General features: G+C 70.6%; 1 protein-coding gene. It reads right to left on the bottom strand.

Features of this window, described 5'->3' with window-relative positions:
* Nucleotides 1-175: 175 nt before the first annotated feature.
* The coding region (locus A5706_RS15245; RefSeq protein ID WP_369831874.1) for a VWA domain-containing protein at nucleotides 176-1,122 on the bottom strand (947 nt) is incomplete at its 5' end.

The raw sequence follows: 1,122 nt of genomic DNA, 5'->3' as shown, positions 1-1,122 counted from the left end.
TGGCCGAGCTGAACAAGAGCTACAACGCCATCGAGAACGACATCGGGTTCCGCACGGTGCCCGGCCCCGGCAGCGCCGGCTGGCTGCGCCTGGGCGTCGTCGTCGCGCTGATCGCGGCGGCGCTGGGCCTGCTGATCAACCGGCGCCTGCCGATCTGACGCTGCCGTCTGACCGCTTAGGCGGGCAGCCGCCGGTTCAGGAACTCTCCGGCCAGGACGGCGCCGGCCAGCAGCACCGCGCCGAGCAGCATCCAGGCCAGGCTGGCGTCGCCCTTGACGGTCTGATAGCCGATCTGGCGCTGCAGGGTCGAATAGACGCTCTCCAGCGATTCCAGGCTGTCGGCGTGGAACGCCTGGCCGTCGGTGATCTTGGTGATCTCCTGCAGCGTCTGGTCGTCGACGGGGACCGGGATGGTGGCGCCCTCGTACTCGACGGTGCCGTAGGGCGTGCCGAAGGAGATCGTCGAGATCTGCACCTCCTCGGCCTTGGCGGCCCGCGCCGCGGTGAACGCGCCCTGCGGCGCGTTGGGGTCCAGCGGCACGTTTTCGGCCCCGTCGGATTCCAGCACGATCCGCGCCGGCGGCGGCGTGTCCCCGCCGGTGATGGCCGCGGCGCCGACCGCGTGCAGCGCGGTGAAGATCGCCTCACCGGTCGCCGTCCCGTCGGCGAACTCGAGCTTCTTCAGCGCCTCGAGGGTCGCCTCGTGCTGCGGGGTCGGCGGCACCAGCAGGTAGGGCGTGCCCGCGAATCCGACCAGTCCCAGGTTGATGCCCGGCGTCAGCTGGCTGGCGAACTGGCTGGCCGCCTGCTCGGCCGCCTTGAGCCGGTTGGGTTCGACGTCGGTCGCGCGCATCGAGTTCGACATGTCGATGATCAGCACGACGCAGGCGCGGTTGCGCGGGATGCGCATGTCATGCGTAGGCGTGGCCAGGGCGACGGTCAACAGGAACAGCGACAGCAGCGCAACCGCGACGGGAACGTGTCGCCACCACGACTGGGGCACCTCGGCCTCGGTGAAGCGGCGCAGCCGCTGCCGGCGCCGGGCCTGCACCACGACATAGACGGCAAGCAACGCCAGCGGGATCAGACCGAAGAGCAGCAGGCCCGGGCGCTGGAATCCGT

It is taken from the genome of Mycobacterium sp. E796 (genome assembly GCF_001672815.1).
In the GTDB taxonomy this organism is placed as follows: Bacteria; Actinomycetota; Actinomycetes; order Mycobacteriales; family Mycobacteriaceae; genus Mycobacterium.
Note: the sequence above shows the minus strand (reverse complement) of the source record. Positions and strands in the feature narration are given on the sequence as shown.